Origin of the sequence: Streptomyces sp. NPDC101160 (assembly GCF_044768205.1) — a bacterium.
Classification (GTDB): domain Bacteria; phylum Actinomycetota; class Actinomycetes; order Streptomycetales; family Streptomycetaceae; genus Streptomyces.
In genome coordinates, this window is sequence record NZ_JBIWPJ010000008.1 from 135563 (window position 1) to 162240 (window position 26678).

23 protein-coding genes are annotated in these 26678 nt (G+C 71.3%); 4 read left to right on the forward strand and 19 right to left on the reverse strand.

Going from position 1 to position 26678, the window contains the following annotated elements:
- Positions 1-189: 189 nt before the first annotated feature.
- The 4 genes from ACIRSU_RS26325 to ACIRSU_RS26340 all read right to left on the reverse strand — a co-directional run bounded on the left by ACIRSU_RS26325 (position 190) and on the right by ACIRSU_RS26340 (position 4390).
- Entirely contained in the window at positions 190-1542 is a 1353-nt protein-coding gene (locus tag ACIRSU_RS26325; RefSeq protein ID WP_403796781.1) for a replication-associated recombination protein A, read from the reverse strand.
- 52 nt (positions 1543-1594) lie between these two features.
- A complete protein-coding gene (locus ACIRSU_RS26330) occupies positions 1595-2221 on the reverse strand; it encodes a vitamin K epoxide reductase family protein (protein WP_403796784.1) in 627 nt (208 codons plus the stop codon).
- A gap of 183 nt (positions 2222-2404) precedes the next feature.
- Entirely contained in the window at positions 2405-3667 is a 1263-nt protein-coding gene (gene hisS, locus ACIRSU_RS26335; RefSeq protein ID WP_403796786.1) for a histidine--tRNA ligase, read from the reverse strand.
- A 12-nt stretch (positions 3668-3679) separates the two neighbouring features.
- The gene (locus ACIRSU_RS26340; RefSeq protein WP_403796789.1) at positions 3680-4390 is read right to left on the reverse strand and encodes an MBL fold metallo-hydrolase; all 711 of its coding nucleotides are present in this window, start codon (positions 4388-4390) and stop codon (positions 3680-3682) included.
- A gap of 169 nt (positions 4391-4559) precedes the next feature.
- On the opposite strand from ACIRSU_RS26340, the gene ACIRSU_RS26345 reads away from it, so the two are divergent.
- Both ACIRSU_RS26345 and ACIRSU_RS26350 read left to right on the forward strand, forming a co-directional pair.
- Positions 4560-5348, forward strand: coding sequence for a peptidylprolyl isomerase (locus tag ACIRSU_RS26345; protein WP_403796792.1), 789 nt, complete (start codon positions 4560-4562; stop codon positions 5346-5348).
- Between the two features lie 220 nt (positions 5349-5568).
- Positions 5569-6798 carry a DUF349 domain-containing protein gene (locus tag ACIRSU_RS26350; protein ID WP_403796795.1) on the forward strand — a complete coding sequence of 410 codons (1230 nt, stop codon included), beginning with the start codon at positions 5569-5571 and terminating at the stop codon, positions 6796-6798.
- A gap of 88 nt (positions 6799-6886) precedes the next feature.
- Here the strand turns inward: ACIRSU_RS26350 and ACIRSU_RS26355 are convergent, their stop codons facing one another.
- The 15 genes from ACIRSU_RS26355 to pgsA form a co-directional block, all read right to left on the reverse strand.
- Positions 6887-9352 carry a RelA/SpoT family protein gene (locus tag ACIRSU_RS26355; RefSeq protein ID WP_403796798.1) on the reverse strand — a complete coding sequence of 822 codons (2466 nt, stop codon included), beginning with the start codon at positions 9350-9352 and terminating at the stop codon, positions 6887-6889.
- A 338-nt stretch (positions 9353-9690) separates the two neighbouring features.
- The gene (locus ACIRSU_RS26360) at positions 9691-10224 is read right to left on the reverse strand and encodes an adenine phosphoribosyltransferase (RefSeq protein WP_403796800.1); all 534 of its coding nucleotides are present in this window, start codon (positions 10222-10224) and stop codon (positions 9691-9693) included.
- Positions 10221-11294 carry a protein translocase subunit SecF gene (secF, locus tag ACIRSU_RS26365; RefSeq protein WP_403796803.1) on the reverse strand — a complete coding sequence of 358 codons (1074 nt, stop codon included), beginning with the start codon at positions 11292-11294 and terminating at the stop codon, positions 10221-10223. Before secF ends, ACIRSU_RS26360 begins: the two co-directional genes overlap by 4 nt.
- 1 nt (position 11295) lies before the next feature.
- Positions 11296-13095 (reverse strand): protein translocase subunit SecD, encoded by a 1800-nt coding sequence (secD, locus tag ACIRSU_RS26370; protein WP_403796806.1) that lies wholly within the window; start codon positions 13093-13095, stop codon positions 11296-11298.
- A gap of 161 nt (positions 13096-13256) precedes the next feature.
- A complete protein-coding gene (gene yajC / locus ACIRSU_RS26375) occupies positions 13257-13691 on the reverse strand; it encodes a preprotein translocase subunit YajC (protein ID WP_403797495.1) in 435 nt (144 codons plus the stop codon).
- Positions 13692-13870: 179 nt separating this feature from the next.
- Positions 13871-14965: a Holliday junction branch migration DNA helicase RuvB gene (gene ruvB, locus ACIRSU_RS26380; RefSeq protein ID WP_403797498.1), complete on the reverse strand. Its 1095-nt coding sequence runs from the start codon at positions 14963-14965 to the stop codon at positions 13871-13873.
- 213 nt (positions 14966-15178) lie between these two features.
- Entirely contained in the window at positions 15179-15811 is a 633-nt protein-coding gene (gene ruvA / locus ACIRSU_RS26385) for a Holliday junction branch migration protein RuvA (RefSeq protein ID WP_403796809.1), read from the reverse strand.
- Complete coding sequence (gene ruvC, locus ACIRSU_RS26390) at positions 15808-16338, reverse strand: crossover junction endodeoxyribonuclease RuvC (protein WP_403796812.1); 531 nt, start codon at positions 16336-16338, stop codon at positions 15808-15810. Before ruvC ends, ruvA begins: the two co-directional genes overlap by 4 nt.
- A 139-nt stretch (positions 16339-16477) precedes the next feature.
- The gene (locus tag ACIRSU_RS26395) at positions 16478-17230 is read right to left on the reverse strand and encodes a YebC/PmpR family DNA-binding transcriptional regulator (protein ID WP_319009839.1); all 753 of its coding nucleotides are present in this window, start codon (positions 17228-17230) and stop codon (positions 16478-16480) included.
- 62 nt (positions 17231-17292) lie between these two features.
- On the reverse strand, positions 17293-17883 hold the full coding sequence (gene pdxT, locus ACIRSU_RS26400) for a pyridoxal 5'-phosphate synthase glutaminase subunit PdxT (RefSeq protein ID WP_403796815.1): 591 nt from the start codon (positions 17881-17883) through the stop codon (positions 17293-17295).
- A gap of 5 nt (positions 17884-17888) precedes the next feature.
- A complete protein-coding gene (gene pdxS, locus ACIRSU_RS26405; RefSeq protein ID WP_403796817.1) occupies positions 17889-18803 on the reverse strand; it encodes a pyridoxal 5'-phosphate synthase lyase subunit PdxS in 915 nt (304 codons plus the stop codon).
- Between the two features lie 125 nt (positions 18804-18928).
- On the reverse strand, positions 18929-19471 hold the full coding sequence (locus tag ACIRSU_RS26410; RefSeq protein ID WP_403796819.1) for a hypothetical protein: 543 nt from the start codon (positions 19469-19471) through the stop codon (positions 18929-18931).
- Between the two features lie 86 nt (positions 19472-19557).
- Positions 19558-20715, reverse strand: a complete 1158-nt coding sequence (locus tag ACIRSU_RS26415; protein ID WP_403796821.1) for a glycosyltransferase family 4 protein — start codon at positions 20713-20715, stop codon at positions 19558-19560.
- On the reverse strand, positions 20712-21608 hold the full coding sequence (locus ACIRSU_RS26420) for a phosphatidylinositol mannoside acyltransferase (RefSeq protein ID WP_403797501.1): 897 nt from the start codon (positions 21606-21608) through the stop codon (positions 20712-20714). The genes ACIRSU_RS26415 and ACIRSU_RS26420 overlap by 4 nt, the downstream gene beginning before the upstream one ends.
- 8 nt (positions 21609-21616) lie before the next feature.
- Entirely contained in the window at positions 21617-22276 is a 660-nt protein-coding gene (gene pgsA / locus ACIRSU_RS26425) for a phosphatidylinositol phosphate synthase (protein WP_403796824.1), read from the reverse strand.
- A 304-nt stretch (positions 22277-22580) separates the two neighbouring features.
- Here pgsA and ACIRSU_RS26430 point away from each other — a divergent pair, with 304 nt between their 5' ends.
- Positions 22581-24788, forward strand: coding sequence for an elongation factor G-like protein EF-G2 (locus ACIRSU_RS26430; protein WP_403796827.1), 2208 nt, complete (start codon positions 22581-22583; stop codon positions 24786-24788).
- A 212-nt stretch (positions 24789-25000) separates the two neighbouring features.
- Positions 25001-26659, forward strand: coding sequence for a hypothetical protein (locus ACIRSU_RS26435; protein ID WP_403796829.1), 1659 nt, complete (start codon positions 25001-25003; stop codon positions 26657-26659).
- Positions 26660-26678: the final 19 nt, after the last annotated feature.

Below are 26678 nucleotides of genomic sequence, written 5' to 3' on the forward strand. Positions count from 1 at the left end.
GGGGATTCCCGGTGGTGGTGGGTTGCCCGCGACACCTTCGAAGGTGCGCGACGCTCCTGGAGTCCCCGCCCGAAGGCCGGGGCTCCGGCTGCCTGTCCCGTTCTGGTGATGCCGGCCGAAGCCGGACACGGGACGCAGCACTTCAGACGAGTGTACCGGGTCCGCCGGACGCCCCGTACCCCGGCCTCGTCAGCCCTCGCCCCTGAGGCGCTCGCGGACCTTCTCCACCACGTCCGCGTACCGCGCCTCCGCGCCGTAGCGCGTCGGCTCGTAGTACCGCCGGCCGTGGACGGTGTCCGGGGCGTACTGCTGCGGCGCGATGGCGCCCGGGACGTCGTGCGGGTACACGTACCCCTGGGCGTGGCCGAGCTTGGCCGCGCCCTTGTAGTGGCCGTCGCGCAGATGCGGCGGGACCGGGCCGGCGAGGCCCGCCTGGACGTCGGCCCGGGCGGCGAAGATCGCGTTCGTCGCCGCGTTGGACTTCGGGGCCAGGGCCAGGGCGATGGTGGCGTGGCTCAGGGTCAGCGCCGCCTCGGGGAAGCCGATCATGGCGACGGCCTGGGCGGCGGCCACGGCGATCGGCAGCGCGTTCGGATCGGCGAGGCCGATGTCCTCGCTCGCGGAGATCATCAGGCGCCGGGCGATGAACCGGGGGTCCTCGCCCGCCTCGATCATCCGCGCCAGGTAGTGCAGCGCCGCGTCCACGTCCGAGCCGCGGATCGACTTGATGAGGGCGCTCGCCACGTCGTAGTGCTGGTCGCCGTCCCGGTCGTACTTCACCGCGGCCCGGTCGACGGTCTCCTCGACCGTCTCCAGACTGATCGCCGGCTCCCCCTTGGCGAGCGCCGCGCCGGCCGCCGCCTCCAGGGCCGTCAGGGCGCGCCGGGCGTCGCCGCCGGCGATCCGCAGCAGATGCGACTCGGCGTCCTCGTCGAGGGTGACCGCCCCGCCGAGTCCGCGCTCCTCCGTCAGGGCCCGGTGGAGCAGTCCGCGCAGGTCGTCGTCGGTGAGCGGCTCCAAGGTGAGCAGCAGCGAGCGGGAGAGCAGCGGGGAGATCACCGAGAAGTACGGGTTCTCCGTGGTCGCGGCGATGAGCGTCACCCAGCGGTTCTCGACGGCCGGGAGCAGCGAGTCCTGCTGGGCCTTGGAGAAGCGGTGGATCTCGTCGAGGAAGAGGACGGTCTCCCGGCCGAAGCCGCCCACGGCCCGCCGGGCCCCGTCGATGACGGCGCGGACCTCCTTGACGCCGGCCGTGATCGCGGAGAGCTCGACGAAGCGCTTGTTGGTGGCCTTGGAGACCACGTACGCGAGGGTGGTCTTCCCGATGCCGGGCGGCCCCCACAGGATCACCGAGGAGGCACCGGCCGGGCCGCCGGTGCCGTCACCGACGAGGCGGCGCAGCGGCGAGCCCGGCTTGAGCAGATGGCCCTGGCCCACGACCTCGTCGAGGGTGCGCGGGCGCATCCGCACGGCCAGCGGGCTGCTGGCCGGGTCCTTCTCCTGGCGTTCTTCCGCGGCGGCGGTGAAAAGGTCGGGCTCCACGTTGATGAAGCCTAAGCGAGACCACTGACAGCGCGGTGTGCCTCCGTGGACCTCAGCTGGTCCAGAAGTCCCACCAGCGGGTCAGGATCAGCATGCCGATGATGCCGATGTGCAGCACCGGCAGGACCCAGGTGAACTCGTCGAAGAAGGTGCGCAGGCCCTGCGGGGCGGGGATGACGCCCCGGCGGACGTTGTGCGAGGTCGTGTACCAGAACATGACGATGGTGGCGACCCAGGCCAGGCAGCACCACAGGCACAGGGCGTTGATCTCGTACAGCGACTGGGTCATCAGCCAGGTGCAGAAGCCGACGCCGAAGACCGTGCCGGCGTTGAGGCCGAGCCAGTACCAGCGGCGGTAGCGGGCGCCGGCGAGCAGGCCGACGCCGATGGCGATCACCACGGAGTACGTGACGAGGCCGAGCATCGGGTTCGGGAAGCCGAACGCCGAGGCCTGCTCGCTCTTCATCACGCTGCCGCAGGAGACGATCGGGTTCAGGCTGCACCCGGGGACGAAGTTCGGGTTCTCCAGGAGCTTGAACTTGTCGAGCGTGATCACCCAGGACGCCAGCAGCCCGGCGGCGCCGGTGATCACCAGAAGCCAGGCGAGGCCACGGCCGGCGCCGATGGTGCGGGAGTCCTCCCGCCCGGCGGTCTCGTTCGCGGCCGCTGCTTTCGTCATGTCGGTCTACTCGCTCTTCTCACTCGGGGCACAGGCACGGTCATTCTGCCGCACACGTTCGCACGGGCGGCGTGAGCGGTGGGTAAGGGCGGGATCTCGACGGCCGAGCGGCCGCCCGTACTGCCGGAAGGGCCCCCGGCGCGGTGCCGGGGGCCCTTCTCGGTACAGCCGTACGGGACGGACTCAGGCGAGCTTCGCCTTCACCGCGTCCACCAGCTCGGCCAGCGCGACCGGCTGCTGCTCGCCGGACTCCATGTCCTTGAGCTGGACCACGCCCTCGGCGAGGTCGCGCTCGCCGGCGACCACGGTGAGGCGGGCACCGGAGCGGTTGGCGTCCTTCATCGAGCCCTTGAGGCCCTTGCCGCCGAAGGAGAAGTCAGCGGCGACACCGGCCCGGCGCAGCTCGGTGACCTTGCCGAACAGCACCCGTCGGGCCTCCTCGCCGATCGCCACGGCGAAGACGCTGGTGGCCGGCGGGATGTCGAGCTCGACGCCCTCGGCCTCCAGGGCCAGGACCGTGCGGTCCACGCCGAGCGCCCAGCCGACGGACGGCAGCGCGGGGCCGCCGATCATCTCGGACAGGCCGTCGTAGCGGCCGCCGCCGCCGACCGCGGACTGCGAGCCGAGACCGTCGTGGACGAACTCGAACGTGGTCCGGGTGTAGTAGTCCAGGCCGCGCACCAGCTTCGGGTCGTCCTCGAAGACCACGCCCGCCGCGGTGATCAGCGCGCGCACCTCCTCGTGGTACGCCTTGCACGCGTCGCACAGGTAGTCGCGCAGCAGCGGCGCGTCGACCAGCTGCTTCTGCACGTCGGCCCGCTTGTCGTCGAGGACCCGCAGCGGGTTGATCTCGGCGCGGCGCAGGGTCTCCTCGTCCAGGTCGAGACCGCGCAGGAAGGTCTGCAGGGCCTCGCGGTAGACGGGGCGGCACTCCTTGTCGCCGAGCGAGTTCAGCAGGATGCGGAAGTTCCGCAGGCCGAGCGAGCGGTAGGCCTGGTCGGCCAGGATGATCAGCTCGGCGTCGAGCGCCGGGTCCTCGGCGCCGATGGCCTCGGCACCGACCTGCGAGAAGTGCCTGTAGCGGCCCTTCTGCGGGCGCTCGTAGCGGTAGTAGGAGCCCGAGTACCAGAGCTTGACCGGGAGGTTGCCCTGCTTGTGCAGGCTGGCCTCCAGGGCCGCGCGCAGCACGGACGCGGTGCCCTCGGGACGCAGGGCGAGCCTGTCGCCGCCCTTGGTCTCGAAGGCGTACATCTCCTTGGTGACGATGTCGGTGGACTCACCGACACCGCGGGCGAACAGGTTGACGTCCTCGAAGCCGGGGGTCTCGACATAGCCGTAGCCGGACGTCCGCAGCGGCGCGGCGATCGCGTCGCGGACCGCCAGGTACTTCGCCGAGAACGGCGGGATCAGGTCGTACGTGCCCTTGGGGGCCTTGAAGGTGCTCACGGAAGTCTCTCGTCACATTCCTCGTCGGGGAGCCTGGAAGTCACTCCCGAGGCCGGCCGCCACCTGCCGCAGATAGGGGTTGGTGGCGCGCTCCTGGCCGATGGTCGTCTGGGGACCGTGCCCCGACAGGACCACGGTCGAGTTGTCGAGCGGCAGGCACACACGGGCCAGCGACGCGAGCATCTCGTCCATGTCACCGCCGGGCAGGTCGGTGCGTCCGATGGAGCCGGCGAAGAGCAGGTCGCCGGAGAAGAACACGGAGGGGATCTCCGTGGTCTCCGGGGTCCTGAAGGTCACCGACCCCTTGGTATGACCAGGGGCGTGCGCGACGCCGAGTTCGAGGCCCGCGAGCTTCAGCTCGGCGCCGTCGGTGAGCTCGCGCACGTCGTCCGGCTCGCCCACGGTCAGCTCGCCCATGAGGGGCATCCCGATGGAGCGGCCGAGGGCCTTCTCCGGGTCGCTCATCATGTACCGGTCGTCGGGGTGGATCCACGCGGGTACGTCATGGGCGCCGCAGACCGGGACGACGGAGGCGACGTGGTCGATGTGGCCGTGGGTGAGGACCACCGCGACGGGCTTGAGCCGATGCTTCTTCAGCGTCTCCTCGACTCCCTGGGCGGCCTGGTGGCCCGGGTCGATGATGACGCACTCCTCGCCTGCGGCGGGGGCGACCACGTAGCAGTTGGTGCCCCAGGCCCCGGCGGGGAACCCGGCAATCAGCACGATCGTCCTTCTGTGTCGTCCGGCAGATGGCTGCGGCGGTGCGGAAAGCAACGGAATGCAGCAGATCAGAGCCTACCGGCGGTGTCTGTTCCACAGCCAACCCGTATACGGTACGGGCACATCCGGCCAGGACTGAACAGACGATCGACATCGACAAGGAGCGGACCCGGTGGTCAGCAGCGATCAGCGGCGGCGGCAGCTCGCCAGGGAGAAGTACGTGCGGCAGCAGCAGCGCCGGGAGGAGGCGCGGCGCAAGGCGCGACGGAACACCGTCATCGCCTCCTCGCTCGCGGTGGTGCTCGCGGCGGGCGGCGCCGTGTGGGCCTCGGTGGCACTGTCCGGCGACGACTCCAACGGCACGGACAACGTGGCGTCGGAGGCCTCGAAGACGCCGAGCGCGGAGCCGTCCACGCCCCCGCAGCCCGAGCCCGCGATGGCGATCGACAAGAAGGCCACGTACACGATGGCCCTCAAGACCAACGTCGGCGACATCACGGTCACGATGGACGCGGCGAAGGCCCCGCACACCGTGAACTCCTTCAAGCACCTCGCCGACAAGAAGTTCTTCGACGGCACCAAGTGCCACCGCCTCACCACCTCGGGCATCTACGTGCTCCAGTGCGGCGACCCGAAGGGCGACGGCACCGGCGGCCCGGGCTACTCCATCCCGGACGAGAACCTGAACGGCCTCGGCAAGGCCGGCAAGGACGGCACGGTCACCTTCCCGAAGGGCACCGTGGCGATGGCGAACGCCGGCCCGGGCACCGGCGGCAGCCAGTTCTTCCTCGTCTACAAGGACACCAAGCTGCCCCCGAACTACACCCCGTTCGGCACCTTCGACCCGGCGGGCGTCAAGGTCGTCGAGGACGTGGCCAAGGCCGGCGTCCAGGGCGGCTCGGGCGACGGCGCGCCGCAGAAGGCCGTCACGATCGAGAAGGCCACCGTCGCCAAGAAGTGAGCCGGTGGGCGGGACGGAGGCGGCCCGGCGGGCGCACCCGGGCGTGACCGTTGAATTTCGGTCGCGCTGAGTGCGGACAGCCGGGCCGCCGTTCGCCTAGATTGGCGTTGTGCAGCGCAGGCCGCCGGCCGCGCTGTGGAGGGCGGGCGAGGCCCGCCGGGAAACCGTGGACGATGCCAGGGGCGGGAACCCCGCGCCGGCATCATGTTGAGGAGGCGCTGTGAGCAGCGACCCGTGGGGCCGCGTCGACGAGACGGGCACCGTGTACGTGCGTACGGCCGAGGGCGAGCAGGTCGTCGGATCGTGGCAGGCCGGCAGCCCCGAGGAGGCGCTGGCCTACTTCGAGCGCAAGTACGAGGGCCTGGTGGTCGAGATCGGCCTCCTCGAGAAGCGGGTGAGGACCACCGACCTCTCGGCGAAGGACGCGACGGCCGCCATCGAGCACATCCGCCACCAGGTGGACGAGCACCACGTGGTCGGCGACCTGGCCGCCCTCTCGGCCCGGCTGGACAAGCTGGCCGAGACGGTGGAGTCGCGCCGTGAGGAGCGCAAGGTCCAGAAGGCGAAGCAGGCCGACGAGGCCCGCTCCGCCAAGGAGGCCCTGGTCACCGAGGCCGAGGAGCTGGCGCAGAGCGAGCAGTGGCGCGCCGCCGGCGAGCGGCTGCGGGCGCTCGTGGACACCTGGAAGGGCCTGCCCCGGCTCGACCGCAAGTCCGACGACGAGCTGTGGCACCGTTTCTCGCACGCCCGCTCGGCCTTCTCCAAGCGTCGCAAGGCCCACTTCGCCGCGCTGGACGCGCAGCGCGAGGACGCCCGCAAGACGAAGGAGCGTCTGGTCGCCGAGGCCGAGTCCCTGCAGAACTCGAACGACTGGGGCGCGACGGCCGCCCGCTACCGCGAGCTGATGGCGGAGTGGAAGGCGGCGGGCCGGGCCCAGCGCGAGCACGAGGACGACCTGTGGAACCGCTTCCGCGGCGCCCAGGACGTGTTCTTCGCGGCCCGCGGCGAGGTGTTCGCCGAGCGCGACGCCGAGCAGACCGAGAACCTCAAGCTGAAGGAGGAGCTCGCGGCCGAGGCGGAGAAGCTGGTGCCCGTGACGGACCTGAAGGCGGCCCGCGCCGCGTTCCGTGCCGTCAACGAGCGCTGGGAGGCCATCGGCCACGTCCCGCGCGACGCCCGCCCCCGCATCGAGGGCCGGATGCACGCCGTGGAGCGCGCGATCCAGGAGGCCGAGGAGGCCGAGTGGCGCCGCACCAACCCGGAGGCGCGGGCCCGCGCCGCGGGCCTCACGGGCCAGCTCCAGGACGCGGTCGACAAGCTGCGCAAGCAGATCGACGCGGCCCGTGCGGCGGGCAACGACGCCAAGGCCGACAAGCTCGCCAAGGAGCTCGAAGGCCGTCAGGCGCTGCTCGACCAGGCGCTGAAGGGTCTGCAGGAGTTCGGCGGCTGAGTCGTCCGCTGCCGTAGCCGTACGGTACGAGGAAGGGCCCCCGGCGACTCCCGCCGGGGGCCCTTCCTCGTACCGCCTCGTACGACCGCTACGGCCGGCGCGCGCTGGTCACGCGGTACACGTCGTAAACGCCCTCCACGCTCCGCACGGCCTTCAGGACGTGGCCCAGGTGCTTGGGGTCGCCCATCTCGAAGGTGAAGCGCGAGGTGGCCACCCGGTCGCGGGAGGTCTGCACGGCCGCCGACAGGATGTTGACGTGCTGGTCCGACAGGACCCGGGTGACGTCCGAGAGGAGCCGGGACCGGTCCAGGGCCTCGACCTGGATGGCGACGAGGAAGACCGAGGACTGCGTGGGCGCCCACTCGACGTCCAGGATCCGCTCGGGCTCCCGGGACAGCGACTCCACGTTGACGCAGTCGCTGCGGTGGACGGAGACGCCGCTGCCGCGGGTGACGAAGCCGATGATCGGGTCGCCGGGCACCGGGGTGCAGCAGCGGGCCAGCTTCACCCACACGTCGTCGACGCCCTTGACCACCACGCCCGGGTCGGAACCGGCACGCCGCTTGGAGCGGCCGCGGACCGGCGGGTGGGTCTCGGCGATGTCCTCGGTCGCGGCCTCCTCGCCGCCGAGCGCCTGGACCAGCTTCTGCACGATGGACTGGGCCGTGACATGGCCTTCGCCGATCGCCGCGTACAGCGAGGAGATGTCGCTGTAGCGCATCTCGTGGGCGAGGGTGACCAGCGAGTCGCCGGTGAGGATGCGCTGGATCGGCAGGCCCTGCTTGCGCATGGCCCGGGCGATGGCGTCCTTGCCCTGCTCGATGGCCTCGTCGCGGCGTTCCTTGGAGAACCAGGCGCGGATCTTGTTGCGGGCGCGCGGCGACTTGACGAAGCCGAGCCAGTCCCGGGAGGGTCCGGCGCCGGCCGCCTTGGAGGTGAAGACCTCGACCAGGTCGCCGTTGTCGAGGGTCGACTCCAGCGGCACCAGCCGGCCGTTGACCCGGGCTCCTATGGTGCGGTGGCCGACCTCGGTGTGGACCGCGTACGAGAAGTCGACGGGGGTCGCGCCGGCGGGCAGCGCGATGACGTCGCCCTTGGGCGTGAAGACGAAGACCTCGTTGCGGGAGAGGTCGAAGCGCAGCGACTCCAGGAACTCCGAGGGGTCCTCGGTCTCCTTCTGCCAGTCGAGCAGCTGGCGCAGCCACGCCATGTCGTTGAGGTGGTCGTCCTTGCCGGCCTTCTTCGGCACGTCGGCGCGCACCTTGGAGGCGCCGGCGACGGCCTCCTGCTTGTACTTCCAGTGCGCGGCGATGCCGTACTCGGCGCGGCGGTGCATGTCGAAGGTGCGGATCTGCAGCTCGACCGGCTTGCCGTTGGGTCCGATGACCGTCGTGTGCAGCGACTGGTACATGTTGAACTTCGGCATCGCGATGTAGTCCTTGAACCGGCCGGGGACCGGGTTCCATCGCGCGTGGACGGTGCCGAGGGCCGCGTAGCAGTCGCGGACGGTGTCCACGAGCACGCGGATGCCGACCAGGTCGTAGATCTCCGCGAAGTCACGGCCGCGGACGATCATCTTCTGGTAGACGCTGTAGTAGTGCTTGGGGCGGCCGGTGACGGTGGCCTTGATGCGGGCGGCCCGGAGGTCGGCCTGGACCTCGTCGGTCACTATGGCCAGGTACTCGTCGCGCTTGGGGGCGCGCTCGGCGACCAGCCGGACGATCTCGTCGTACATCTTGGGGTAGAGGATCGCGAAGGCGAGGTCCTCCAGCTCCCACTTGATGGTGTTCATGCCCAGCCGGTGCGCCAGCGGGGCGTAGATCTCCAGGGTCTCGCGGGCCTTCTTCTCCTGCTTCTCCCGCTTGAGGTAGCGCATGGTGCGCATGTTGTGCAGGCGGTCGGCGAGCTTGATGACGAGGACTCGGGGGTCCTTGGCCATGGCGACGACCATCTTGCGGACGGTCTCGGCCTGCGCGGCCTCGCCGAACCTGACCTTGTCGAGCTTGGTGACACCGTCGACGAGGAGCGTGACCTGGTCGCCGAAGTCCCGGCGCAGGTCCTCCAGGCCGTACTCGGTGTCCTCGACGGTGTCGTGCAGCAGCCCGGCCATCAGGGTCGCCGGGTCCATGCCGAGCTCGGCGAGGATCGTGGTGACGGCGAGCGGGTGCGTGATGTACGGGTCGCCGCTCTTGCGCTTCTGGCCGCGGTGCCAGCGCTCGGCGACCTGGTAGGCGCGCTCGATCTGGCGCAGGGTCGCCGTCTCGATCTTCGGGTCGTTGGAGCGGACGATCCGCAGCAGCGGTTCGAGGACCGGGTTGTACGGGGAGGAGCGCTGGACGCCCAGCCGGGCGAGGCGCGCGCGGACGCGGCTGGAGGAGCCGCCCGAGCGGGCCGGCGGCGCCGGCGTGGGCCGGGCGGCCGGAGCCGGTGCGGGCGCCGAGGGCCTGGGCCTGGTCTCCGCAGGCGGGTTCTGGGACGCGCCGGCTCCCGGCGCGGCCTGGCCGGCCTGCTTGTCGGGCTGCGCGGCGGAGAGTGGCTGGGCCTCGTCTGGCAAGAGCGCTCCTCTGGGGGTCCCCCCGGACGGGGTCTGGGGGAGGTTCCGGGTCCCCCGGTCAGGCCCGGAAAGGCCATCGTATCGACCTGACGGTGCCGGTGCTCACGCGGCTGAGTGCTGAGACGGCCGCCGTCAAGACCATGGTGCTCCGCCCGGGACCCGTTGCGGGGCTTGTCCGGAAAACGACGGGGGCGGGCCGGGGAATTCCCGGCGCCGCCCCGGGACGCCGACCACCCGGTCCCGGCCACGGGGCGCGGGGAACGGGCCCGTCACCATACGAAACCGCCCCGGCGCGAGGCGTGGGCCTCGGGCCGGGGCGGTTTCGTACCGGTCTGGGGTCAGACGGTGATCAGCGCCGTGAGCGGGGCGCCGGACAGTGCGGGCTCCAGGCGGGCGCGGCCCGGCAGGAAGCCGAGCTCCATGAGGACCGCGACGCCGGCGACCTCCGCGCCGGCGCGGCGGATGAGCTCGATGGAGGCCTCGGCGGTGCCGCCGGTGGCGAGGACGTCGTCGATGACCATGACGCGGTCGCCCGCGGCCAGGTCCTCAGCGTGCACCTCGATCTCGGCGGTGCCGTACTCCAGCTCGTACGCCTGCCGCAGGGTGGCCCCGGGCAGCTTCCCGGCCTTGCGGACCGGGATGAAGCCGAGTCCGGCGCGGACGGCGACCGGAGCGGCCAGGATGAAGCCGCGGGCCTCCAGGCCGACGATCTTCGTGGCGCCGGCGTCCTTGCAGAGCCCGGCGAGCGCGTCGGTGAGCGCCGTGAACGCCTCCGGGTCCGCGAGCAGCGGGGTGATGTCCTTGAACAGCACCCCGGGCTTCGGGTAGTCGGGGACGTCCCGGATGCGGCTCAGCAGCAGCTCGGCGGTCATCCGCGGCGCTCCGAGGAGCGGCCGCGGCGCGAGCGCTGGCCGACGACGGCCGGCTCGGGGTCGCCGTACTCGTCGCCGTCGACGCTCTCGCCCTTGGCGGCAGCGGCGGCCCGCTTGGCCAGGACGCGCTTCTTCAGCGCCTGCATGGCCGGCTCGCGCTCCTTGAGGTCGGCGACCAGCGGCGTGGCGATGAAGATCGAGGAGTACGCACCGGCGGCGAGACCCACGAACAGCGACAGCGAGATGTCGTTCAGCATGCCGGCGCCGAGCACGCCGCCGCCGATGAAGAGCAGACCGGCGACCGGCAGCAGGGCCACGACGGTGGTGTTGATCGAGCGGACCAGGGTGCCGTTGATCGACCGGTTGGCGATGTCGCTGTAGGTCCAGCGGGTCTGCTTGGTGATGCCCTTCGTCTGCTCCTTGAGGGAGTCGAAGACGACGACCGTGTCGTAGAGCGAGTAACCGAGGATCGTCAGCAGACCGATGACCGTACCGACCGTGACCTCGAAGCCGACCAGCGAGTAGATGCCGACGGTGATGGTGAGGTCGTGGATGAGCGCGACGAGCGCCGCGACGGCCATCCGCCACTCGAAGGCGATGGCGAGGTAGATCACCACGAGGATCATGAAGACCCCGAGGCCCGTCCACGCCTTGGTGGCGATCTGGTCACCCCAGCTGGGGCCGACGATCTCGGCCGCGATCTTCGTCTCGTCGGAGACGTTCAGGTCCTTGGCGAGCTCCGCGCGGACCTGGTCGGACTTGTCCGTGTCGAGGCCGCCGACCTGGATGCGCAGCGAGCCGTTGCCGAGCTTCTGGACGAGCGCCTCGTGGCCGGAGGCCTCCTTGGCGTACTCGGTGGCCTGCGAGACCGAGACGTCCGTCTTCGGGGTGGTGAAGACGGCACCGCCCTGGAACTCGATGCCCATGTTCAGTCCGCGCACCGCGAGCGCGACGATCGCCGTGATGGTGATCAGGATCGAGATGCCGTACCAGATCCTGCGGTTGCCGATGAAGTCGTAACCGACCTCACCTCGGTGGAGCCGGGCGCCGAGATCTCCGAGCTTCGACATCTCACGCCTCCTTCGTGTCGACAGCGCCAGCGGCGGAAGCGGACGTACGGCGGGTGCGGCGCAGCGGCGGCTTGGCGCCGAGGCTCTTCGGGTCCAGGCCGGACCACTTGTGGCCATTGCCGAAGAACTTCGTACGGGCCAGCAGCGTCATGACCGGCTTGGTGAAGAGGAACACCACGACGATGTCGAGGAGCGTGGTCAGGCCGAGCGTAAAGGCGAAGCCCTTGACCTTGCCGACGGTGACGATGAAGAGCACCGCGGCGGCGAGGAACGACACGAAGTCGGAGACCAGGATGGTGCGGCGGGCCCGCGGCCAGGCGCGCTCGACGGCCGGGCGCAGGGTGCGGCCCTCGCGGATCTCGTCCCGGATGCGTTCGAAGTACACGATGAACGAGTCCGCGGTGATACCGATGGCCACGATGGCGCCACAGACGGCCGGCAGGTTCAGCGCGAAGCCGATGCCCGGGCCGAGCAGGGCCATGATCACGTAGGTGAGCAGGGCCGAGACGCCGAGGCTGAGCAGGGCGATCACCGACAGGCCGCGGTAGTAGACCACCAGGTAGATGATGACCAGGCCGAGGCCGATGGCGCCGGCGATCAGACCCGCCTGGAGCTGGTCGCTGCCGAGGGCGGCGGTGACGGTGTCGACGCTCTGGGTCTGGAAGGACAGCGGCAGGGCACCGTACGACAGGATGTTGCCGAGGTCCTGGGCCGACTGCTGGTTGAAGCTGCCGGAGATCTCGGCGCTGGCGGACAGCGTCTGGCGCACGGACGGGGCCGAGACGACCTCGCCGTCGAGGACGATCGCGAACTGGTTCTGCGGCTCGGTCTGCGCCGACAGCTTGCTGGTGATCGTCTGGAACTTCTTCGAACCGGCGTCCGTGAAGTCCATGGTCACGATCCACATGCCACGGCGCTGGTCGAAGACGCCCTTGGCGTCGTCGACGTCCGTGCCCTCGACCTCGGCCGGACCGAGCAGGTACTTCTCCCACTGGCCGATGCTGTTCTTGCCACAGGCGACGGTCGGGTCGGTCGGCTTGACGCCCTGACCGGCGGCGGAGCGCTGCTTGGCGTCGAGGCAGTTCAGCGAGGCGAACTTCTGCTGCAGGGCCGCGGTGGCGGCGTCAGCGGTCGGGTTCGGCTTCGGCGTGCCGGTCGCCTTCGGCGACGGGGACGAAGAGGAGCTCGCGGTGGCCGTCGGGCTCGGGGCCTTCAGGGCCTCGGTGACGGCGCGGCCCTGGGTGGAGGCGGTGGCCGTCGGGGTGGCGGTCTTGCCGTCCTTGGCCTTGTCGTCCTTGCCCTTGTCCGCGGTGGGCGCGGAGGCGGTGGGCTTGGGCGAGCCGGACTTGGTGCCGCTCGGGGTGGCGCTCGGCTTCGGCTGCGGCTGCTCGGCCGCGGCCACGGCGAGGACCGGCCGGAAGTACAGCTGGGCGGTGGTGCCGACCTGCTCGCGAGCCTGCTTCTCGTTCGTCCCCTTGGGGATGTTGACGATGATGTTCTCGCGGCCCTGCGTCTGGACCTCGGCCTCGGAGACACCCAGACCGTTGACACGGCGCTCGATGATGCCGACCGCCGTGTTCATGTTGGTCTCGTTGACGGCGGACTCCTGTCCGGGCTCCGCCTTCGCCTTGAGCGTGATCGACGTGCCGCCGGCCAGGTCGATGCCCAGGCGCGGGGTGGTGTGCCCCGACCAGAACATGCCGCCGGTGAGCGCGACCATGGCGATCAGAATGAGTGCCAGGGCGCGGCCCGGCCGGCTCTGGCCCCCCGCCGGCCTTCGGCCCTTCTTCGGTGCTGCCACCTTGTCGTTTCTCCCTGTCCAAACCGCCCCCACCGGTTGGGCGGGAGACGGCCACGAAGTGTGTGTGGGGACGTGCCCCCGGGGACCTGCCCCCGCAGACGTGAGACCGTCGCGGGAGCCGCGCGCCGCCGGGTGGGCGGACGCGCGGCTCCCGCGCTCGACTACTTGGCCTCGGTCTCGCCGTCCGCCTTGCCGTCCTTGTCGCCCTCGCCGGCGTCGGCCTTCTTGGTGAGGTCCGTCTTGACCTCGGCCGAGGTCTCCTCGGCGGCCGCGTCGACGGTCTCGGTCAGCGACGAGGCGTCGTCCGGGACGACGGTCTCCGGGTCGTCGCCGTGGACGATCCGGTTGTACTCGGAGTCCTCCAGGACGGCGCCGATGGCGTTCTTCGCGTAGACCGCGTGGACGCCGGGCGCGACCTCGAGGAGGACGGTCTCGTCGCCGATCTCCTTGACGGTGGCGTACATCCCCCCGATCGTGCGTACGCCGGTTCCGGGCTGCATCTGGTTGCGCATCTCCGCCGCCTGCGACTGCTTCTTCTTGGCAGAGCGGGTCATGAGGAACATGGCCCCGATGAGCACGATGAACGGGAGGAGCATGCCGATGTTATTCACGGGACGGAATTTCCTTCGCAAGGCCGGGGAAGACTCCGCGGCCTGATTCGGGGGTGGATGCGCCGACCATAAGGGCGGCATCGGCGGAGTCTAGGCGAGTCCGCATCGATGGAACAACGCCCAGCATCGCACCCCGGTTCCCTAATGGGCGAGTCTCCGCGCCGTCACGCCCCGAAGAGACCCTGTTGTCCCGTTCCCGACCCGCCGCCGGCCGGCCCCGGGCCCGCTGCCTGCGGCGGAACCATTCCGAGGTGGCTCCAGGCCGCCGGAGTGGCGACCCGGCCACGGGGCGTACGGGCCAGGAGTCCCTCCCGTACGAGGAAGGGTTCGGCGACCTCCTCGACGGTCTCGCGCTCCTCCCCCACGGCGACGGCGAGGGTGGACAGACCGACCGGTCCGCCGCCGAAGAGCTTGAGGAGCGCCTGCAGGACCGCGCGGTCGAGGCGGTCGAGCCCGCGGCTGTCCACCTCGTACACGCCGAGGGCCGCCGCGGCGATCTCGCGGGTGATCACGCCGTCGGCCCTGACCTGGGCGTAGTCGCGGACGCGGCGCAGGAGCCGGTTGGCGATGCGGGGGGTGCCGCGGGAGCGGCCGGCGATCTCGGCGGCGCCGTCGGTGTCGATCTCGACGTCGAGGAGCCCGGCGGAGCGGCGCACCACCCGCTCCAGCTCGTGCGGCTCGTAGAACTCCATGTGCGCGGTGAAGCCGAAGCGGTCGCGCAGCGGCGGCGGCAGCAGGCCGGCCCGGGTGGTGGCGCCGACCAGGGTGAAGGGCGGCAGCTCCAGGGGGATGGCGGTGGCGCCGGGGCCCTTGCCGACGATGACGTCGACGCGGAAGTCCTCCATCGCCATGTAGAGCATCTCCTCGGCGGGCCGGGACATCCGGTGGATCTCGTCGAGGAAGAGGATCTCGCCCTCCTGGAGGGAGGAGAGGATCGCGGCGAGGTCGCCGGCGTGCTGGATGGCGGGGCCGCTGGTGATCCTGATCGGCGCGTTCATCTCCGCGGCGATGATCATCGACAGGGTGGTCTTGCCGAGGCCGGGGGCGCCGGAGAGCAGCACGTGGTCGGCGGTGGCGCCGCGCTGGCGGGCGGCCTTGAGGACGAGGTCGAGCTGCTGGCGGACCTTCTCCTGGCCGACGAACTCGCTGAGGTCCTTGGGGCGCAGCGCGGCCTCGACGGCCTGGTCGTCGCCCTCGGCGGAGGCGCCGACGAGGCGCGCGTCCGGCTCGGCGGTGTCCGTCTCGTCGTCCCAGTTCACGGTGTCTGCCTTCTCGGTGGTGGTGCGGTGGGGTGTGGGGTGCGGGGCGGTGGGATGCGGGGCGGTGGGGGGCGCCTGCGGCGGGCCGTTCCCCACCCCGCCCCTTCCCGGCTGTGACATGTGCGGCTCCGCCGCGTGGGGGGGGCTCCGCCCCGGACCCCGAACGGCCTGCGGCCGTGGCCTCGAACGCCGGACGGGCTGAAAATCAGCCCGTCAGCGCGCGCGGTTCAGGGTCTGCAGCGCGGCCCTCAGCAGCTGCGGCACCGGGGCGGAGCCGCCCGCGGCGATCGCGGCCTCGGCCTGCGGCGTCACCGCCGCCACCGCCTCCTCCGCCTCGCGGCTCGCGTAGCCGAGGCCGATGAGGGCGGCGGAGAGCTGTTCGGTCCAGGGGGCGGGGCCGGTGGCGGCCGCGCGCTGGGCGCCGACGAGACCGCTGCTGCCGAGCGGGGCGCCGAGCTTGTCCTTGAGTTCGAGGAGGAGCTTCTGGGCGCCCTTCTTGCCGATGCCGGGGACGGCGGTCAGCGCCTTCTCGTCGCCGGTGGAGACGGCGAGGCGCAGCGCGTCGGGGCTGTGCACGCCGAGCATGGCCTGGGCGAGCCGGGGGCCGACGCCGCTGGCGGTCTGGAGCAGCTCGAAGACCTGGCGCTCGTCGTCGTCCGCGAAGCCGTACAGGGTGAGCGAGTCCTCCCGTACGACCAGGGAGGTGGCCAGGCGGGCGTGCTCGCCGATCCGGAGGCCGGCGATGGTGTTCGGGGTGCACTGGACGGCCATGCCGACGCCGCCGACCTCGACGACGGCGGTCGTGGGGGCGAGCGCGGCGACCGGGCCGCTGACGAAGGCGATCATGACGTGCGGCCTTTCGAGGCGTGCAGGGCGACGGCCTGCTGGAGGCGGTTCTGGGCGGGGGCGCGCCAGATGTGACAGATGGCGAGGGCGAGGGCGTCGGCGGCGTCGGCCGGTCTGGGCGGCGCGGAGAGCCGGAGCAACCGGGTGACCATGGCGCCGACCTGGGCCTTGTCGGCGCGTCCGCTGCCGGTGACGGCGGCCTTGACCTCGCTGGGGGTGTGCAGGGCGACGGGCAGTCCGCGGCGGCTGGCGCACAGCATGGCGACGGCGCTGGCCTGGGCGGTGCCCATCACCGTACGCACGTTGTGCTGGCTGAACACCCGCTCCACGGCGACGAGTTCGGGCTGGAAGCGGTCGAGCCACTCCTCTATGCCGCGCTCGATGCCGACGAGTCGCTGCCCGATGTCGGCATCGGCGGGCGTGCGGACGACACCGACGCCGAGCATGGTCAGCGGGCGTCCCGCGACGCCCTCGACCACGCCCACACCGCACCGGGTGAGTCCGGGGTCCACCCCGAGTACGCGCACGCCGCCCCTCCCTGATCGCACTGTTCGCAAGTCTGTTTGTGCAGGCTATCGGCTGCCACTGACAACGCGTGACAAAGCAGCGGGCCGACGGGATGTGTCCCCGTCGGCCCGCTGCCGGAAATCCGCGATCAGGTCGTGATCAGGCGTCGACCTTCTCCATGACCTCGTCGCTGACGTCGAAGTTGGCGAAGACGTTCTGCACGTCGTCGCTGTCCTCGAGGGCGTCGATCAGCTTGAACATCTTGCGCGCGCCCTCCTCGTCGAGCTCGACCTGCATGGTCGGGACGAAGCTGGACTCGGCCGAGTCGTAGTCGATGCCGGCCTCTTGGAGCGCGGTGCGGACCGCGACCAGGTCGGTGGCCTCGCTGATGACCTCGAAGCTCTCGCCGAGGTCGTTGACCTCCTCGGCACCCGCGTCGAGCACGACCTCCAGGACGTCGTCCTCGGTCCGGTCGCCCTTGGGCAGCACGACGACGCCCTTGCGGTTGAACAGGTACGAGACGGAGCCCGGGTCGGCCATCGAGCCGCCGTTACGGGTCATGGCGACACGCACGTCGGAGGCGGCGCGGTTGCGGTTGTCGGTGAGGCACTCGATGAGCACCGCGACACCGTTCGGGCCGTAACCCTCGTACATGATCGTCGCGTAGTCGACGCCGCCGGCCTCGAGACCACCGCCGCGCTTGACCGCGGAGTCGATGTTCTTGTTCGGGACCGACTGCTTCTTCGCCTTCTGGATGGCGTCGAAGAGCGTCGGGTTACCCTCGGGGTCGGCACCGCCGGTACGGGCCGCGACCTCGATGTTCTTGATCAGCTTCGCGAAGAGCTTGCCGCGCTTGGCATCGATCACGGCCTTCTTGTGCTTCGTCGTAGCCCATTTAGAGTGGCCGGACATCTGCCTGTCTCCTTCGCGTAACCATTTTCTGAACGAACCCCAGAGATCCTACCGGGAACGGATCAGCGCTCGGCGCGCACCATGTCCACGAACAGGCCGTGGATCCGGTGGTCGCCGGTGAGCTCGGGGTGGAACGAGGTGGCGAGGGCCTTGCCCTGCCGCACGGCGACGATGTGGCCGCCGTGCTCGGCGAGCACCTCGACCTCGGCGCCGACGGACTCCACCCACGGCGCACGGATGAAGACGCCCTCGACGGGGGTGTCTATTCCGGCGACGGTGACGCCCGCCTCGAAGGACTCGTTCTGCCGCCCGAAGGCGTTGCGGCGCACGATCATGTCGATGCCGCCGAAGGTCTCCTGGCCCGAGCGCGGGTCGAGGATCTTGTCGGCGAGCATGATCAGGCCGGCGCAGGTGCCGTAGACGGGCATGCCCGCGGCGATCCGCTCACGCAGCGGCTCCATCAGGCCGAACAGCACGGCCAGCTTGGAGATGGTGGTGGACTCGCCACCGGGGATGACCAGGCCGTCGACCTCGGCGAGCTCCTCGGGGCGCCGGACCGGCCTGGCCACGGCGTCAGCCGCGGCCAGGGCGATCAGGTGCTCCCGTACGTCGCCCTGGAGGGCCAGGACACCAATGACGGGAGTGTGGCTCATGGTGCTTACCAGCCGCGCTTCGCGTAGCGCTCGGCCTCGGGCAGGGTGTCGCAGTTGATGCCGACCATGGCCTCGCCCAGGTTGCGGGAGGCGTCCGCGATGACCTTCGGGTCGTCGAAGAAGGTGGTGGCCTTCACGATGGCGGCGGCGCGCTTGGCCGGGTCGCCCGACTTGAAGATGCCGGAGCCGACGAAGACGCCCTCGGCGCCGAGCTGGCGCATCAGCGCGGCGTCGGCCGGGGTGGCGACGCCACCGGCGGAGAACAGCACGACCGGGAGCTTGCCGAGCTCGGCGACCTCCTTGACGAGCTCGTACGGGGCGCGCAGCTCCTTGGCGGCGGCGTACAGCTCGTTGTTGTCGAGGGCGCGCAGCTGGCCGATCTCGTTCTTGATCTGACGCAGGTGGCGGACGGCCTCGACGACGTTGCCGGTGCCGGCCTCGCCCTTGGAGCGGATCATGGCCGCGCCCTCGGCGATGCGGCGCAGGGCCTCGCCCAGGTTGGTGGCGCCACAGACGAAGGGGGTGGTGAAGGCCCACTTGTCGGAGTGGTTGATCTCGTCGGCCGGGGTGAGGACCTCGGACTCGTCGATGTAGTCGACACCGAGGGACTGCAGGACCTGGGCCTCGACGAAGTGACCGATGCGGGACTTGGCCATGACCGGGATGGAGACGGCCTCGATGATCTCTTCGATCATGTTGGGGTCGGACATGCGGGCCACGCCGCCGTCCTTGCGGATGTCGGCCGGGACCCGCTCCAGGGCCATGACGGCCACGGCGCCCGCGTCCTCGGCGATCTTCGCCTGCTCGGCGTTGACGACGTCCATGATCACGCCGCCCTTGAGCTGCTCGGCCATGCCGCGCTTGACGCGGGCGGTGCCGGTCTCGGGGGACTGGACGTTGGTGGAAGGCGTGGTGGACACGGGGTACCTCACTCGTGACAACGGGGTTGACGACTAGAGCGAGGAAACAGGCCACGGGCGGTCCACATCAAGGGCCAATGCGGACCCGGTGGCTCGTTTTGGCTCGTTACGAAGGCGAAGGGCCGTCAGGCCGGGCGATCCGCAAGGGCGACGGGCGGTTCGTCGTCCATTTCGAAGGCCATGGGGAACGGGGCGTGACCGGCCAGCCGGAACCAGCGGACCTTGCGGTGCCGGCGCAGCGCCCGCGCGGCCCGTACGGCGTCGTTGTGGAACCGCCGGGCCATCGGCACGCGGCGCACGGCCGCCGCGAGCTCTCCCGCGGCCTCCTCGCCGCCCGGCGCCTGCCGCAGGACGTCCACCTGCTCCGGCTCCCCGAACACCGCCCGCAGCGCCTGGCTGAGCTCGCTCTCCGCGACCTCCCGCTGGTCCTCCTCGGCCTGCCGGGCCGCGTGCGCCGCCTCGTACAGCACGATCGACGCGGCCGGGTCGAGGACCCCCGACGTGGCGAGCTCCTGGGTGACCGAGGCGCGCCGCAGCAACTGCGCGTCGAGCGCGGCGCGGGCGGCGTCGATGCGGGTGTGGAGGCGGTCGAGGCGGCCGGCGGTCCAGCTCAGATAGACGCCGACGAGGATCAGCGCCAAGACGGTCCAGATCAGTGTTTCGGTCACGGGCGCACAGGCTACCGGGCGGTGCACGGCGGCCCGTCGGCTCCACTACGGCCCCCGGCCCCGCGCCCGCCCCCGGCGGGCGCCCCCTACAGGCCCAGCCGCGCCCGCAAGCCGCCGCCCGTTCGTTCGTCCGTCGCCACCGACGCCGCGCCGTCCGTCACCGTCTCGTACACCGCGAGGATGTCCGAGCCGACCGTGGACCAGTCGAAGCGGCGCACGTGCGCCGAGCCGCGCTCGCTGAGTTCGGTGCGGCGGGCCTTGTCGCCGAGGAGGCGGATCGCGCGGTCGGCGAGGTCGTCGGCGTCCTCGTTGGCGAAGAGCTCGCCGGCCGCGCCCTGGTCGAGGACCTGGGCGAAGGCGTCCAGGTCGGCGGCGAGCACGGGCGCGCCCGCGGACAGCGCCTCGACGAGGATGATGCCGAAGCTCTCGCCGCCCGTGTTGGGGGCGACGTACACGTCGACGCTGCGCAGCAGGCGCGCCTTGTCCTCGTCGCTGACCATGCCGAGGAACTCGACGCGCGAGCGCATCTCGGCGGGCAGGGAGGCGACGGCCTCCTCCTCGTCGCCGCGGCCGGCGACGAGGAGCCGGGTGTCCGGGCGCTCGGTGAGGATCTTCGGCAGGGCGCGCATCAGGACGGGCAGGCCCTTGCGCGGCTCGTCGATGCGCCCGATGAAGCCGAGCGTTCCTCCCTGCCACTCCTTCTTCGGCTCGGCGCGGGCGAAGAAGTCGACGTCGACGCCGTTGGGGATGACGACGGCGTCGCCGCCGAGGTGCTCGACCAGGGTGCGCCGGGCGTACTCGCTGACGGCGATCCGCGCGCTGATCTTCTCCAGGGCCGGCTGCAGGATCGGGTACGCGGCGATCATCGCCCGCGAGCGCGGGTTGGAGGTGTGGAAGGTGGCCACGATGGGGCCCTGCGCCGCCCAGCAGGTGAGCAGCCCGAGCGACGGGGAGGTCGGTTCGTGGATGTGGACGACGTCGAAGGTGCCGTCGTGCAGCCAGCGCCGGACCCGCGCGGCGGAGAGGAAGCCGAAGTTGAGGCGGGCGACGGAGCCGTTGTACGGCACGGGCACGGCGCGCCCGGCGGAGACGACGTACGGCGGCAGCGGCGTGTCGTCGTCGGCGGGCGCGAGGACGGAGACCTCGTGGCCGAGCCGGATCAGGTGCTCCGCGAGGTCGCGGATGTGGAACTGGACGCCGCCCGGCACGTCCCAGGAGTACGGGCAGACGATGCCGATCCTCAAGAGCGGTTCGCCTCCAGGTCCGCCAGCCACAGCCGCTGGAGCATGTGCCAGTCCTCCGGGTGGTCCGCGATCCCGCCGGCGAACGCGTCGGCGAGGGCCTGTGTCATGACGGACGTCTTCTCGGCGCGCGTGCCCGACTCGGGCACCTCGACGGGCGCGTGGACACGGCCCTGCATGACGTCGCTGTCGTCGTACCAGAGCGTCACCGGCAGCAGCAGCGCCCCGGTCTGCTGGGCGAGCATCGCGGGCCCGGCGGGCATCCGCGCCTTCTCGCCGAAGAAGTCCACCTCGACGCCGGAGGCGGACAGGTCGCGGTCGGCGACCAGGCAGACGAGCCCGCCGGCCCGCAGCCGCCGTGCCAGGGTGCCGAAGGCGGCCCCGCCGGTGTGCGGCAGGACCTCCATGCCGAGGGACTCGCGGTAGGCGACGAACCGGTCGTACAGCGTCTCGGGCTTGAGCCGCTCGGCGACGGTGGTGAAGGGCACGCCGAGCGCCCGGGTGACCCACACGCCGGCGAGGTCCCAGTTGCCCATGTGCGGCAGCGCGAGGACGACGCCCTTGCCGGCCGCGAGCCCGTCGGTCAGGTAATGGATGTCCTTGGGGTCGAAGCTGTTCGCCGCCCGTTCGCTGCTCCAGGTGGGCAGCCGGAAGGACTCCATCCAGTAGCGCATGTACGAGCGCATGCCGGCCTTCGACAGCTCCTGGAGCCGCGCCGGCGTCGGGTCCGGCACGATCCGCGCGAGATTGGCCTCCAGGCGCAGCACGCTCTTGCCGCGCCGCTTCCACGCGGTGTCGGCGATCCGCCGGCCGAGGCCCTTGGCCACCGGCTCGGGCAGCTTCTTCACGGTGGCCCAGCCGAGCCCGTAAAGACCGTCCGTCAGCTTCTCCCGCATGCCGCCGCTCACGACGTCGCCTCACTCCCCCGGGCGGCGGCGTCCGCCTCCGCCGCTTCCCTGCGTACCGTCACGACCCGCTGTCCGAGGGTCACCGCCGAGCCGACCGCCACGATCCACAGGGCGATGGGCAAAAGCACCTGGATGCCGGGCACGCCGAACTTGTGCAGACCGGCGAAACCGGCCGCGACCAGCGAGATCACCAGCCGCTCGGCCCGCTCGACCAGACCGTTGACGGCGACCGGCAGGCCGATCGACTCGCCGCGCGCCTTGGTGTACGACACCACCTGGCCGGCGGCCAGGCAGAAGATCGACACGGCGCACAGGACGTTGTCGTCGCCCTTGCCCGCGTACCAGAGCGCGAAGCCGCCGAAGATCGCCCCGTCGGCGACCCGGTCGAGCGTCGAGTCGAGGAAGGCGCCCCAGCGGCTGGAGAGGCCGGCCTGCCGCGCCATGTTGCCGTCCACGAGGTCCGAGAAGACGAACAGCGTGATGACGATCGTGCCCCAGAAGAACTCTCCGCGCGGGAAGAAGACCAGCGCGCCGGCCACCACCCCGGCGGTGCCGATGAGCGTGACGGTGTCGGGGCTGACGCCCCGGCGGAGCAGAAACGCGGCGAACGGTGTGAGGACACGCGTAAAAAACGCACGCGCGTACTTGTTCAGCATGGCCTTGTGGCCTTCCCGAGGTTCATGGGCCGCGCGGCCCCTACGACCACCGGCTCGCCCATCGTAGCCACGCGGGCCCCGACCGGAGCGGCGGCACCCGGGAACGGCTCGCAGGAACGCCGCGCGGCCGCCGCCGGGCCGCCGGGCGTACGACGTATGGACGCACCGTGACGTCGGTGCAAAGCTCGAAGGACGACCGCGGGCGTCCCCGGAGCCGCACGCGACACGCGCCACACCGGGCCGTCCTCGCGCTCCCCCGCGCCCGCGCCGCCACCTCACCGTGCGAGCAGTCGGGAGGAACATCATGGGCGACAAGGCGAACCCCCACTCCGGAGCCGCCGGCAGGGCTCCAACGGCCGACCGGCCCTCGGCCGTACGGAACGTGGTGCTGGTCGGCCACAGCGGATCGGGCAAGACGACCCTCGTCGAGGCCCTGGCCCAGACCGCGGGCGCGGTCAACCGGGCCGGGCGCGTCGAGGACGGCGGCACCGTCTCGGACTACGACGAGATCGAGCACCGCCAGCAGCGTTCCGTACAGCTCTCGCTCGTCCCCGTCGAATGGGACGGCTGCAAGATCAATCTTCTGGACACCCCCGGATACGCCGACTTCGTCGGGGAGCTGAGGGCCGGTCTGCGCGCGGCGGACGCGGCCCTCTTCGTCGTCTCGGCGGCCCAGGAGCCCGACGCGCTCGTCGGCTCGACCCGCGCCGTGTGGGAGGAGTGCGCGGCCGTCGGCATGCCCCGGGCGATCGTCGTCACCCATCTCGACACGGCCCGCACCGACTACACCCAGCTCACGGAGATCCTCGCGTCGCTCTTCGGCGGCGACGACCCCGACGCCGTGCTCCCGCTCTACCTGCCCGTGCGCGGCGCCGAGGCCGCCGACGGGCACGCCCCGGCCACCGGCCTGGTGGGGCTGCTCACCGAGCGGGTCTTCGACTACACCACGGGCGTACGGCGGGAGGATCCGCCCGACGAGACACAGCGGCCGCTGATCGCCGCGTCCCGGGCCCGGCTCATCGAGGGGATCATCGCCGAGAGCGAGGACGAGACCCTGATGGACCGCTATCTCGGCGGCGAGGACATCGACCTCAAGACGCTGATCGACGACCTGGAGAAGGCGGTCGCGCGCGGCACCTTCCACCCGGTGCTCGCCGCCGCCCCCGCGTCGGACGGCGGCAAGCAGGGCCTGGGCACGGTCGAGCTCCTCGAACTCATCACGGGCGGCTTCCCCACCCCGCTGGAGCGCGAGGCGCCGGCCGTCACCACGCCCGGAGGCGCGTCCCGCCCGGCGGTGGTGTGCGACCCGGACGGGCCGCTGGTCGCCGAGGTGGTGAAGACCTCCTCCGACCCGTACGTGGGCCGGATCTCGCTGGTCCGCATCTTCTCCGGCACGCTGCGTCCCGACGAGACCGTGCACGTGTCGGGCCACGGGCTCACCGACCGCGGGCACGAGGACCACGACGTCGACGAACGGGTGGGCGCGCTCACCTCCCCGTTCGGCAAACAGCAGCGCACCCTCGCCCACGCCGTGGCCGGCGACCTCGCCTGCGTGGCCAAACTGGGCCGCGCCGAGACCGGCGACACGCTCTCCTCCAAGGACGCGCCGCTCCTGATGGAGCCGTGGTCCATGCCGGAGCCGCTGCTGCCACTGGCGATCGAGGCGCACAGCAAGGCCGACGAGGACCGGCTCTCGCAGGGCCTCGCCCGGCTCGTCGCCGAGGACCCGACCATGCGGCTCGAACAGAACCAGGACACCCACCAGGTGGTGCTCTGGTGCCTGGGCGAGGCGCACGCCGACGTGGCCCTGGAGCGGCTGCGCGGCCGGTACGGCGTACAGGTCGACACCGTGCCGCACAAGGTGTCGCTGCGTGAGACCTTCGGCACCGCCTCCGCCGGCCGCGGCCGGCACGTCAAGCAGTCCGGCGGTCACGGCCAGTACGCGATCTGCGAGATCGACGTCGAACCGCTGCCGCCGGGCAGCGGCATCGAGTTCGTCGACAAGGTCGTCGGCGGCGCCGTCCCGCGCCAGTTCATCCCCTCCGTGGAGAAGGGCATCCGCAGCCAGGCGGCCAAGGGAGTCGCCGCCGGATACCCGCTGGTCGACATCCGGGTCACCCTGCGCGACGGCAAGGCGCACTCGGTGGACTCCTCCGACGCCGCCTTCCAGACCGCCGGAGCCCTCGCCCTGCGCGAGGCCGCCGCTGACGTGCCGATCCACCTCCTGGAGCCGGTCGCGGAGGTGACCGTGCTCGTCCCCGACGACTACGTCGGGCCGGTGATGAGCGACCTGTCCGGACGGCGCGGCCGGGTCGTCGGCACCGAACAGGTCGGCCCCGGCCGCACCCTGGTGCGCGCCGAGGTCCCGGAGATCGAGATCGGGCGCTACGCGATCGACCTGCGCTCCGTGTCGCACGGCACCGGAAGCTTCGACCGCACCTACGCCCGGCACGAGCCGATGCCCGCCCACCTCGCCGACAAGATCCGCGAACAGGCGGAGAAGGGCGCCTGATCGGCCCCGTACCCCAGCCCGAGGAGCCGTCCCTGACGGACCGACAGCCGATGCCGCCCGCCAACTCCCCTCCGGCGGGCGGCATTCGGCCATTCGGTCGTCCCGGCCCGCTCCCGTGACGCATCCGTCGTCGCCCGGTTACGCTGTGGTGCCCAGCTCAGAAGGTGTGCGGGGCACGGCGGTTGGGAACAGCCCGCACAGGAACCGTGGCGATGGGGGCGGCAGTGACGATCGGCAGTTTCGGACCCGGGGCACAGATCCCCCTGCAGGGCTCGGACGCACAGACGGCGGCGACCTTTGCCCTCGCCTCCGCCGCGTACCGCGACAGCCCCGTCGAGACGATCCTCGATGCCAACAACGAGTGGCACAAGACGACGGTCAAGGAGGGCAAATGGACCAAGCTGTTCCGGCCCGACCTCGGTGAGGCGTTCTCCCGCGCCGTCCAGGTACGGATGCTCGGCGGCGCCCGCAAACCACTCATCCAGTCCTTCGGCGCCGAACCCCAGCCGGTCGTCGAGCACTGCCTCGCGGCCACCCGCATCCGCAAGCAGCGCGACATCAAACTGACCCTGGTCACCGTCGTCTTCGGGGTGCTGTTCCTGCCCGGACTGCTGCTCTGGCTCGGCGTCATCCAGCTCCGCCGCACCGTCGCCGGGAACGAGAACAGGCGCACCAGCGCCCTCGGCACCGCCCTGCTCGCCGCCGCCGGCCTCTTCGCCGTGCTCGTCCTGCTCAAGCTGCCCTTCGACGGACTGCTGTTCAACTACCTGCGCGCCATGATCGTCGCCCCCGTCGTCGGCTGGTTCCTGGCCCGGCGCATCTGCGAGACCACCGCCGTCGACCTGCGCGCACGCTGGACCGGCCTGCTCAGCGGCGGCGGCGTCGGCGCCGCCATCCCCGAGGCCGTACCGAAGGACCCCACCGAGAAGACCGCCGAGGAACTCCGCGTCAACCTGGAGAAACTCACCGCCGAGCAGCAGTCCAACGTCGTCTTCTACGCCGGCCCCAAGGGAATACTGGGCATGGGCACCCGTTGGGGCAGCTGGACCCTCGCCGAGGAGCTCTTCCCCCAGAACGGCAAGGAGATCCACGACTTCCGCGCCTGGGACGTCGTCCGCAAGATCTACACCGAGCTCACCCTGCTCGAACGCGGCTCGCTCAAGACCGGCTTCCCCAAGCCCACCGTCAAGCACTGGATCGTCTCCCCCGTCGGCGAGGGCGCCGACGAGGTCGCCCGCCCCGAGGGCGAGAACATCGTCCACTACCAGGTGAAGCCGCACGAGATACAGCGCATCTGCAACGACCAGCAGTTCGGCAGCGGCAACCGCCACTACCTCGGCGTCCAGTTCACGCTGTGGGACGGCCAGCTCGTCCTCACCATGATGGTGACGGTCACCTCGCTCCACCACACCCTGCGCGTCGAGGTCACCGGCCACGCCCTCGGCCCGGTCCACTCCCTCTTCACGACGAAGCCGAAGGCGAAGACGAAGGAGGTCTCCAAGACCGTCAGGTTCTGGGAGACCAGAGAGATCACACTGCCGCTGACCGACACCGACGACGTCGTCCGTCAGGCCGTGCGCGCCCCGCTCACCTGGTTCCCGCCGATCCTCGACTTCCTCGGCGGCAAGCTCGTCCTGCCCGAGCCCTTCGGCCTGCGCCACGCCTGGGCCGGCCAGCCCTGGCGGCACCGCTTCATGGCCGACGACGCCATCCGCGCCGCCACGCCGGTGCTGCGCGCGGTCCACGCCGCGACCCTCAAGGTGCTCGACGAGCACGGCGTGGACACCGAGAAGTTCAGCGCCCGCTCGCTGCTGCTGAGCGGCGGGATCCAGGATCCGGGCCCGAAGAAGGCGGACATCTACGACGCGTAGGCGTCACACGGGATACGAA

Bases quoted from the DNA above. Each gene is read 5' to 3' on its own strand.
- ACIRSU_RS26330 (WP_403796784.1), bottom strand. From the start codon at position 2,221: ATGACGAAAGCAGCGGCCGCGAACGAGACCGCCGGGCGGGAGGACTCC.
- ACIRSU_RS26360 (WP_403796800.1), bottom strand. From the start codon at position 10,224: ATGACCGCCGAGCTGCTGCTGAGCCGCATCCGGGACGTCCCCGACTAC.
- secF (WP_403796803.1), bottom strand. From the start codon at position 11,294: ATGTCGAAGCTCGGAGATCTCGGCGCCCGGCTCCACCGAGGTGAGGTC.
- yajC (WP_403797495.1), bottom strand. From the start codon at position 13,691: ATGCTCCTCCCGTTCATCGTGCTCATCGGGGCCATGTTCCTCATGACC.
- ruvA (WP_403796809.1), bottom strand. From the start codon at position 15,811: ATGATCGCCTTCGTCAGCGGCCCGGTCGCCGCGCTCGCCCCCACGACC.
- ACIRSU_RS26395 (WP_319009839.1), bottom strand. From the start codon at position 17,230: ATGTCCGGCCACTCTAAATGGGCTACGACGAAGCACAAGAAGGCCGTG.
- pdxT (WP_403796815.1), bottom strand. From the start codon at position 17,883: ATGAGCCACACTCCCGTCATTGGTGTCCTGGCCCTCCAGGGCGACGTA.
- ACIRSU_RS26420 (WP_403797501.1), bottom strand. From the start codon at position 21,608: ATGCGGGAGAAGCTGACGGACGGTCTTTACGGGCTCGGCTGGGCCACC.
- pgsA (WP_403796824.1), bottom strand. From the start codon at position 22,276: ATGCTGAACAAGTACGCGCGTGCGTTTTTTACGCGTGTCCTCACACCG.
- ACIRSU_RS26430 (WP_403796827.1), top strand. From the start codon at position 22,581: ATGGGCGACAAGGCGAACCCCCACTCCGGAGCCGCCGGCAGGGCTCCA.
- ACIRSU_RS26435 (WP_403796829.1), top strand. From the start codon at position 25,001: ATGGGGGCGGCAGTGACGATCGGCAGTTTCGGACCCGGGGCACAGATC.